8 protein-coding genes and 2 tRNA genes are annotated in these 8,884 nt (G+C 48.1%); 9 read left to right on the top strand and 1 reads right to left on the bottom strand.

Going from position 1 to position 8,884, the window contains the following annotated elements; genetic code table 11:
• The 3 genes from SB752_RS24595 (at window position 1) to rocF (ending at window position 1,283) form a co-directional block, all read left to right on the top strand.
• Window positions 1-77 (top strand) — tRNA-Pro (locus SB752_RS24595).
• A 40-nt stretch (window positions 78-117) separates the two neighbouring features.
• Window positions 118-191: transfer RNA gene (locus tag SB752_RS24590), tRNA-Gly, on the top strand.
• 195 nt (window positions 192-386) lie between these two features.
• Entirely contained in the window at window positions 387-1,283 is an 897-nt protein-coding gene (gene rocF / locus SB752_RS24585; protein ID WP_289140263.1) for an arginase, read from the top strand.
• Between the two features lie 96 nt (window positions 1,284-1,379).
• Here the strand turns inward: rocF and SB752_RS24580 are convergent, their stop codons facing one another.
• Window positions 1,380-1,529 carry an aspartyl-phosphate phosphatase Spo0E family protein gene (locus tag SB752_RS24580; RefSeq protein WP_103109254.1) on the bottom strand — a complete coding sequence of 50 codons (150 nt, stop codon included), beginning with the start codon at window positions 1,527-1,529 and terminating at the stop codon, window positions 1,380-1,382.
• Window positions 1,530-1,705: 176 nt separating this feature from the next.
• On the opposite strand from SB752_RS24580, the gene sigW reads away from it, so the two are divergent.
• The 6 genes from sigW (at window position 1,706) to glmS (ending at window position 8,774) form a co-directional block, all read left to right on the top strand.
• Entirely contained in the window at window positions 1,706-2,269 is a 564-nt protein-coding gene (gene sigW / locus SB752_RS24575) for an RNA polymerase sigma factor SigW (RefSeq protein WP_103109255.1), read from the top strand.
• A gap of 16 nt (window positions 2,270-2,285) precedes the next feature.
• Window positions 2,286-2,909, top strand: coding sequence for a zf-HC2 domain-containing protein (locus SB752_RS24570; protein ID WP_410718133.1), 624 nt, complete (start codon window positions 2,286-2,288; stop codon window positions 2,907-2,909).
• Between the two features lie 106 nt (window positions 2,910-3,015).
• The gene (gene cdaA, locus SB752_RS24565; protein ID WP_103109257.1) at window positions 3,016-3,834 is read left to right on the top strand and encodes a diadenylate cyclase CdaA; all 819 of its coding nucleotides are present in this window, start codon (window positions 3,016-3,018) and stop codon (window positions 3,832-3,834) included.
• Complete coding sequence (locus tag SB752_RS24560; RefSeq protein ID WP_103109258.1) at window positions 3,827-5,077, top strand: CdaR family protein; 1,251 nt, start codon at window positions 3,827-3,829, stop codon at window positions 5,075-5,077. Before cdaA ends, SB752_RS24560 begins: the two co-directional genes overlap by 8 nt.
• A gap of 43 nt (window positions 5,078-5,120) precedes the next feature.
• Window positions 5,121-6,467, top strand: a complete 1,347-nt coding sequence (gene glmM, locus SB752_RS24555; RefSeq protein ID WP_410718132.1) for a phosphoglucosamine mutase — start codon at window positions 5,121-5,123, stop codon at window positions 6,465-6,467.
• 474 nt (window positions 6,468-6,941) lie between these two features.
• Window positions 6,942-8,774, top strand: coding sequence for a glutamine--fructose-6-phosphate transaminase (isomerizing) (gene glmS, locus SB752_RS24550; protein WP_410718131.1), 1,833 nt, complete (start codon window positions 6,942-6,944; stop codon window positions 8,772-8,774).
• The last annotated feature ends 110 nt before the right edge of the window (window positions 8,775-8,884 follow it).

The following is an 8,884-nucleotide window of genomic DNA, read 5'->3' as shown; positions in this document are numbered from 1 at the left end:
CGGGAAGTAGCTCAGCTTGGTAGAGTACTTGGCTTGGGACCAAGGGGTCGCAGGTTCGAATCCTGTCTTCCCGACCAGTTTTAATCCTTCACTTGTTGCCTTTTTTTGAGTTTCTTTGCGGGTGTAGTTCAATGGTAGAACTCCAGCCTTCCAAGCTGGTCGCGTGGGTTCGATTCCCATCACCCGCTCCATAATTAAACGTTAGGCGAGTGACCACTATGGTCGCTCGTTTTTTTATGCTCACGAAAATAACCTCCAGGAAGGGCTCGGCAACCCTTTTTGGAGGTTATTTATGCAAATTCCTGTCGAGTTGAGTCATATCCCTTTTCGAGGCTACAATAAAAGCGTAGAAGCAAGAAAGAGCGAAGGGAAGTGCGGCACTTATTATGAACAAAAACATTAGTATTGTGGGCGTACCAATGGATCTTGGGGCGGATCGTCGCGGCGTTGATATGGGGCCAAGCGCGATTCGCTATGCTGGCGTAGTAGCTCGTTTAGAAAAAATGGGATTGAATATTGAAGATCGTGGAGACATTTTTGTAACACGTCCTCATCATTTTACAGAAACCGAAAATCATAAATATCTGGATGAAGTAGTCGAAGCCAATGAGAAGCTGGCTGAAGTTGTAAGCGACATCATGCAAGGGGGACGTTTTCCTCTCGTACTGGGCGGAGACCACAGTATTGCTCTCGGTACAGTTGCTGGCGTAGCCAAGCACGTGAAAAATCTGGGGCTCATCTGGTTTGACGCTCATGGAGATTTGAATACAGGTACCACTTCTCCGTCAGGTAATATCCACGGAATGCCACTTGCAGCGAGCCTGGGATATGGTAATGAGCGTCTAACGAACATCGGTGGTTACACACAAAAAGTAAAGCCTGAAAACGTAGTAGTGATCGGTGCACGCGATTTGGATGCAGGCGAACGTGAATTGATTAAACGTATCGGAATGAAAGTATTTACAATGCACGAAATCGACAAGCTAGGCATGGCACGTGTCATGGATGAAGCGATTGCTCATGTATCCAAAAATACCGATGGAGTACATTTGAGTCTTGATCTCGATGGTCTTGATCCACATGATGCTCCAGGCGTAGGTACACCGGTAATCGGGGGCATTTCGTACCGTGAAGGTCATGTATCCCTGGAAATGCTCGCAGATGCAGACATTCTCTGTTCAGCTGAGTTTGTAGAAGTAAATCCGATCCTCGATCGCGAAAACATGACAGCTCGTGTAGCAGTTGCACTCATGAGCTCTGTATTTGGGGATAAACTCCTATAAGGAACAATACTTTTGCGAAACAAAAAGAGAGGCATAAAAAGGCCTCTCTTTTTTACGTTTGCGCATCTTTACATTGGTGGGAGAAAGCAGTACATTCTAAGGATGGAGATGCAGTTTGTTCAATAGATGGTCAAGCTGTACACTTAGTTCCACTAGTTCTGGGGTAATGGACCGCTGTTCCTTGTACTGATCGTTCAGTTTTTTTCGTAACTGTTCAATCTGGAGGAGAACATCCTTTTTTGACATTGCGCTCTCTCCTTTACAGCGTCATGATAAAAAGAGCAGCCATCACTAATATATTGAGGAAACAAGTGTTCATATTCCTCTAATTCCCAACAAATTATCTTCACAAACGCATTTTGATACGAAACCATTTGCAGTATCATCCGTATATAGGATTACGGTATTGTGGGGAGGATCGCATGGATTTTGTAGAGAAACGGTTAACTCAGCGTGCAAAGCGTGGAGACCGCGAAGCTTTTGCCGAGTTAATCGAGATTTATAAAGACAAGATATTCCAGCTAGCGTATCGCATGGTGGGAAATCGCCAGGATGCAGAAGATATCGCGCAAGAGACTTTTCTGCGTGTCTATGCGAATTTGCATTCATATGATGACAGCTACAAGTTCTCCACCTGGATATACCGGATTGCGACCAATTTATGTATCGACCGTGGCCGAAAGAAACGACCCGACTTTTCATTGGATGAAGAAACCGAACCAGGTCAAGGCATGGACTGGTATTCGCGTTTATCCTCTAGCGAACGAACGCCAGAGGAAAAAGTCGTGACCCAGGAACTGCAGGAGACAGTACAGGATGCTCTGTCCCATCTGCAGCCCAAGTATCGCTCGATTATGATCTTACGCTATATTGAAGATCTATCGTTACAAGAAATCAGCGATATCGTGAAGCTGCCCATTACAACTATCAAGACTCGAATTCATCGCGGGCGAGAAGCTTTACGTAGCAAGTTGCGATTGATGTGAGAAAGGAGAAATCACGATGGAATGCCGGGATATGATTTGCCTTATCCATGAATATCTGGATGGGGACACTGATGAACTTGCCAATCAGCATTTGCAAACACATATGAAGACCTGTGTGAGCTGCCGCCAACATATGCATGAGTTGCAGCGGGCCATCGCTTTTGTACAAAGTGCTTCACATATTCATGTTTCTTCTGATTTTACGGCACGCGTTCTTGCGCAATTGCCTGCTCCGACAAAGAAAAATCTGTTTTCGAGCTGGTTGCGGAACCATCCGTTCCTAACAGCCGCAGCGGTCTTTTTCTTTTTGATGACCGGCAGTTTATGCGCCAACTGGTTTGACCGGGATGACATTTTGCAGGTATCCTCATCCAATATGGATAAGCTAAAAATAGATCGTGAGCGTAATGTCGTGGTAGTCCCAGCTGGAATCAGCATTGATGGGGATTTGGTCGTGCGAAACGGCAACGTTGAAGTCCAAGGTGAGGTACATGGTAATGTAGTCGCTATAGAGGGGAAAGTATTTGTGGCATCTACGGCGCAGGTCGTTGGAAATACCGAATCTATTGAAGCCATCTTCGATTGGATTTGGTATGAGGTGAAAAATATTGGAAATGACTTGCTTCCAGCTTTGCCATAGGAGAAAATAGAGAGTACAGCTATCGACAGCACGGCAGTGGAGCCGTGCTTTTTCCACAGGAGATAGACTGATTTATTGCGATGGAGCGAGATATGGGGGCTTCGTTATGATATCCATGGACTATGGCGACCTATTACGGTATGGAACGGATATTTTACTCGTTACATACGTGATTTATAAAATAATCATGCTTATTCGTGGTACGCGCGCAGTACAATTGCTAAAGGGAATCATGGTGATCGTAATCACATGGCTCCTTAGCAAATACTTCCAGCTTAAAACCTTGCACTGGCTGATGTCACAAGCCTTTACCTTCGGGGTATTGGCTGTCGTCATCATTTTTCAGCCTGAATTGCGTCGTGCCTTGGAGCAATTGGGACGCGGCAAGCTTTTTTCCCGTTCCAGCAGTATTCAGGATGACGATGTAGTAAACCGTCTTGTCCAGGAGGTATGTAAATCCGTTACATACATGGCCAAGCGCCGCATCGGGGCTCTGATCGTTATCGAACGAGAAACAGGCCTTAATGACTACGTTGAGACGGGGATCGCCATCAATGGACGCGTGAGCTCGGAGCTATTGATCAATATTTTCATTCCGAACACGCCACTACATGATGGTGCGGTCATCATGCGCAAGGATGTGATCCTGGCAGCCGCCTGTTATTTGCCATTGTCCGAAAACAACTCCATCTCCAAGGAACTGGGGACTCGCCACCGTGCTGCGATTGGTGTGAGTGAGGTTTCTGATGGCATTTCGATTATCGTTTCGGAGGAGACGGGACAGGTGTCTTTTGCCACGCATGGCTCGATGAATCGCAATCTGACGGAGGCGCAATTGGCAGAGATGCTGACGGAACAGCTCCAGCCTTTGTCAAAGAGCAAATCCATGGGAAGTCGTTGGCAATGGAGGCGAAAACATGGATAAGTGGTTGAACAGTCATTGGTTTGCACGTGCAGTAGCGCTTCTTCTGGCTGTCATGATGTGGATGGTTGTCAATCTGGAAACGGAACAGACAACCCTCCCGGAAGCAGCAAGTCAACCGGTTTTGATTGATAGTGTCAATTTGCATGTCAAATACGATACGGATCGCTTCCAGGTAGTAAAGCAGCAGCGAACCGTGAAGGTAGCATTGGAGAGCAATAACCCTTTTTACAAGCATAATTTATTCCCGGCGGATTCCTATGAAGTGTATGTTGACGCTACCAATTTAGGCAAAGGAACACACCGGGTACCCGTGCAGTATAAAGGATTTCCAGATGAGGTAAAGGTCGGAATTATCCCGAACATCGTGGAAATCACGCTGGAAGAGAAAAAGACTGTGGAGCGGGAAGTCGCCGTAGAAATGCTGGGACAGGTGGCACCTGGCTACACAGCCGGTGAGCCGATTGTAAAGCCATTCCGTGCTCTGGTACGGGTTCCTGAAAGTCAGGTGGACAAGGTCGCTGCAGTAAAGGCTTCAGTCGATCTCGAAGGGGCTACATCAGCAATCAAGACTACAGTACCACTCAAAGTGGTGGACAAGTCGGGGAATGTGATACAAGGAGCCGATGTGGTGCCACTCACCGTGGAAGTGAACATCCCAGTAACAAGTCCGTTCGTCAAAGTGCCGATCAAATTAAACTTGACGAATGAAATGCCAAATGGCTATAGTTTGGCTAGTGTGGATATGAATGTGGATGAAGTGACTGTGTTCGGACCAAAGGAAGTGATTGACGCTTTGAAAGCGACCACTTACCCCGGACCAGAGATTGATCTTAGTAACATTACATCAGATCGCCTATTAGAGCTAAAGATACCGATAATGGATAACATCGTGAAGGTTGAGCCGGAGTATTTAAAGGTATCGCTCAAGGTTGTTCCATCGACAGTCAAGCGTTTGGAAAAGATCCCGATCCGTATAAGCGGGCTCTCAGAGGACATGCAGGCCAAAGTGCTATCTACCGATGGTCAAGAAATGTCTACAATCGATTTTGACGTCATAGGCGCTGAGCAGGTACTCGGCAATTTGAGACAGGAAGACTTGCAGGTAGTTGCAGATGTGAGCAACATGCCAGCGGGTGTTTATGAAGTAGCTTTAAACTACATTTTTAATCAGTCTGATTACATCATGACCTCAGCAAGCGCACCGAAGAAGGTCACAATTGAAATCACGAACAAGCAAAGGTAGACATAAGCTGTTGTGTGCACAAGGAAGGAAATGAGGGACAAACATGGGGAAGTATTTCGGAACAGATGGTGTACGTGGAGTGGCAAATACGCAGCTGACACCCGAGATGGCATTTAAAATCGGACGCGTTGGCGGCTACGTTCTCACCAGACACAAGCAAGAAGGGAAACCAAAAGTAGTCATCGGCCGCGACACGCGTATTTCTGGTCAAATGCTGGAAAGTGCTCTTTTGGCCGGCTTGCTATCGGTTGGAGCAGAAGTGGTCAGGTTGGGTGTTATCTCCACCTCAGGTGTTGCGTATCTTACACGCGCACTCGGTGCAGATGCGGGTGTCATGATCTCGGCCTCCCACAATCCGTTTCCGGATAACGGAATCAAGTTCTTCGGCAGCAACGGTTTTAAACTGTCCGACGAAGTGGAAGCAGAAGTGGAACAATACTTAGACGCGGCAGAAGACACATTGCCTAGACCGACAGGCGAACTTATTGGTACGGTTCTGGAATTTTTGGAGGGAGGACAAAAGTATCTTTCCCACTTGAAAAGTACAGTTTCTGAACGATTTGACGGCTTGAAGGTCGTGCTTGATTGCGCGAATGGGGCAGTTTCTTCGCTAGCGGCTCGTCTGTTTGCTGATGTGGATGCAGAAGTGATTACGATTGGGGCTAACCCAAATGGCGTCAACATCAACGAACAGTGTGGCTCTACCCATCCTGAACGTTTGCAGGAAGAGGTACTGAAGCATAAAGCAGACTTGGGTCTTTCCTTTGATGGGGATGCGGATCGCTGTATCGCGGTAGATGAGAATGGGGAAATCATCGATGGCGATTACATCATGGCGATTTGTGCACGTGCGCTCAAGGCAAAAGGGAAGCTGAACAATAACACCATCGTAACGACTGTAATGGCCAATATGGGCTTTTTTAAAGGGATGGAGGAATGCTCCATCAATACAACGAAAACGGCTGTAGGGGATCGCTATGTGGTCGAGGAGATGCTGCGTGGCGGCTACAACCTCGGCGGTGAGCAATCCGGCCACATCGTTTTCCTCGATTACAACACGACAGGAGACGGCCTGTTGACTGGCCTGCAGCTCTTGAACATCATCAAGGAGTCGGGCAAGCCTTTGTCTGAGCTGAAACAAGTGATGGTCAAGTATCCGCAGCTGCTGATCAACGTACGCGTTGAGGACAAGTCTAAGCTCAATGGAAACGAGGCAATCGAGCAAGCGATTCGCGATGTGGAGGAAGAGCTGGCCGGAAATGGACGTGTACTCGTACGTCCATCCGGAACAGAGCCAATCGTTCGTGTCATGGCAGAAGGTCCAGACGCTTCTCAATTGGAAGGTCTGGTTCACCGGATCGTGGATGTAGTGAAACAAGAACTCGTGTAAAAAATAATGGAGAGGGAGTGGTGCGATACCACTCCCTTTTGCATACAAGTAAATGACGAAGAATATTGTCGCTTACAGAGATCTGTGGTACAGTGTTCATGTGCATATGCACAATCGTAATCGAGTACAGAGGGGGAGATGAGTAGAGCAGCATAGTCGAGGAAGATTATCTGTAAGAACTGTTGACAAGCGCCAGCACTGTGGCTGCCCGACATGGAGCCCAGTGGACGAGGTGGGGGTTTATCGAAGAATTCGGCGGATACCTCCCGGCAGCAGTATCACTGCCGCAGAGCATACGGACAAAACATCAGGGTGACCTGATAGACAAAAACGTGTGTGTGATACGCAAGATAGCCACGGATGAAATAACAAGAACGAATAATAAATAGATAAAACGTGGAATGGCGGGGGCACACCCCCGTACCATTGGCATTGGGTTGTGTCCCCCGTCATATGGAAGGGGACCATTCAATTATGTGCGGAATCGTTGGATATATTGGAGCTAAACAAGCGCAAGATGTCGTTATCGGAGGACTTCGCAAGCTGGAGTATCGCGGATATGACTCAGCCGGGCTCGCTGTTGTGAACGAGAGAGGATTGGAGCTGGATAAAGCACAGGGACGTCTAGCTGTGCTGGAAGAGCGTCTGGAGTCGCATCCATTGACCGGGAATATGGGGATTGGGCATACGCGTTGGGCAACGCACGGAAAGCCGTCTGATGAGAACTCCCACCCTCACACGGATGCAAAATCATCATTTGCTGTTGTTCACAACGGAATCATCGAGAACTTCCTGCCGCTCAAAGAGGAGCTTTTGGCGAAAGGCTATACGTTTACCTCTGAGACGGATACAGAAGTCATCGCTCACTTGCTTGCTGACATGTACGATGGAGATATCGTCTCGACAGCACGCAGAGCTGTACAGCGCATGCGTGGTGCTTATGCACTTGGAATCATGACCGAGCATGAGCCAGATAAGCTCGTAGCCATCCGTTTGGCTAGCCCGCTGGTTGTTGGGGTAGGTAATGGCGAGAGCTTTATCGGTTCTGACATTCCGGCCATTTTGGAGCATACGCGTGACGTGTACATTTTGAACGAAGGCGAAATGGCTGTGCTGACTCGAGACGGTGTGGAACTGATGCACGCAGAGACCGGGGAAAAAATTGAGCGTGAGCTGTTCCATGTCGAGTGGGATCTGGTACAAGCGGAGAAGGGCGGATACGATTCTTTCATGCTCAAAGAAATTCATGAACAGCCGCAAGCCGTTCGTGATACGATGGGTGCTCGCATTGATTCAGAACAAAAGCGCGTGATTTTGCCTGAGCTGAAAATGAGCGATGCCGAGCTGGCGATGTACGATCGCATTTACATTGTGGCATGCGGTACTTCTATGCACGCAGGTCTCGTAGGTAAGGACGTCATCGAAAAATGGACCCGTGTACCGGTTGAAGTCGCAGTCGCTTCCGAGTTCCGTTATCGCGACCCGATCTACACGGACAAGACGCTGATGATCGTGATCAGCCAATCCGGTGAAACAGCCGATACGCTGGCTGCGCTGCGCGAGGCGAAAAAGAGCAACGTGAAAGTCATGGCTATCACCAACGTGGTAGGTAGCTCCGTAGCTCGTGAGTCGGACGAAGTGATTTTCACCTGGGCAGGTCCAGAGGTAGCAGTAGCCTCTACCAAAGCGTACACCTCACAAGTTGTAGCCCTCTATCTGTTCAGCCTGTACTTGGCACAGGTAAAAGGCACAATGACAGCGGCTGAGGTTGCTGAGGTTGTAGATCATCTCGAGGAGATCCCGGCAAAAATCGCTTCTATGCTAGAGGATGCAGACCAGGTTCGTCATTTTGCAGAGAGCACAAAAGGGGTAAGCAGCCTGTTCTTCATCGGCCGCAGCCTCGACTATGCGGTATCGCTGGAAGGCTCTCTGAAGCTGAAGGAAATCTCCTACATCCACTCCGAGGCGTATCCGGCTGGTGAGCTGAAGCACGGTACTCTTGCGCTGATTGAAGATAACGTACCTGTAGTCGCTCTGGCAACACAACCAGATATCTACGAAAAAATGGTGAGCAACATCGTAGAAGTCAAAGCGCGTGGCGCACACGTGCTCGGCTTTGCTACAGAAGGCAACTACGATCTGATCAAGAGTGTGGATGAGGTTATTTACATGCCGACTACACTCCCGATGCTCACACCGATTCTGACCGTCATTCCATTGCAATTGCTTGCTTACTACGCGTCTGTCGCTCGTGACCTGGATGTGGATAAACCACGGAATTTGGCTAAGAGCGTTACGGTGGAGTAAGGTGGTAAGAGTAAGTGTTTCGAGTTGTTCGATGAAAATAATGTTTTAGACTCACAAAATAAAGTATTAGACTGTGAAAATAATGTTGTAGACTGAGAAAATAATGTATT

This window comes from Brevibacillus sp. SIMBA_040, from assembly GCF_046535075.1.
Lineage (GTDB): Bacteria > Bacillota > Bacilli > Brevibacillales > Brevibacillaceae > Brevibacillus.
Note: the sequence above shows the minus strand (reverse complement) of the source record. Positions and strands in the feature narration are given on the sequence as shown.